Genomic DNA, 356 nt, shown 5'->3' with positions numbered 1-356 from the left:
GGTCAGGGTCTCGATGTCGAGGTCGTTGGTGGGCTCGTCGAGGAAGAGGACGTTGGGCTCGTCCATCAGCAGCCGCAGGATCTGGAGCCGGCGGCGCTCACCGCCGGAGAGGTCGCCGACGGGCGTCCACTGCTTCTCCTTGGTGAAGCCGAACTGCTCGCAGAGCTGGCCCGCCGTCATCTCGCGGCCCTTGCCGAGGTCGACCCGGTCGCGCACCTGCTGGACCGCCTCCAGCACCCGGAGGTTCGGGTTCAGCTCGGAGACCTCCTGGGAGAGGTAGGCGAGCTTGACGGTCTTGCCGACGACGACCTTCCCGGCCGCGGGCTGCTCGTCGCCCTGCGTACGGGCGGAGATCG

1 protein-coding gene is annotated in these 356 nt (G+C 69.4%); it reads right to left on the bottom strand.

Annotation, left to right across the window (positions count from 1 at the left end):
- Nucleotides 1–356 (bottom strand): ATP-binding cassette domain-containing protein (locus AB0C16_RS41055; protein ID WP_357691644.1); only part of this gene is annotated, 356 nt, incomplete at both ends.

The sequence above is a fragment of the Nonomuraea sp. NPDC048916 genome (assembly GCF_040649575.1).
GTDB lineage: Bacteria > Actinomycetota > Actinomycetes > Streptosporangiales > Streptosporangiaceae > Nonomuraea.
The sequence above is the reverse complement of the archived record's forward strand: the minus strand, read 5'-3'. Positions and strand labels throughout refer to the sequence as shown.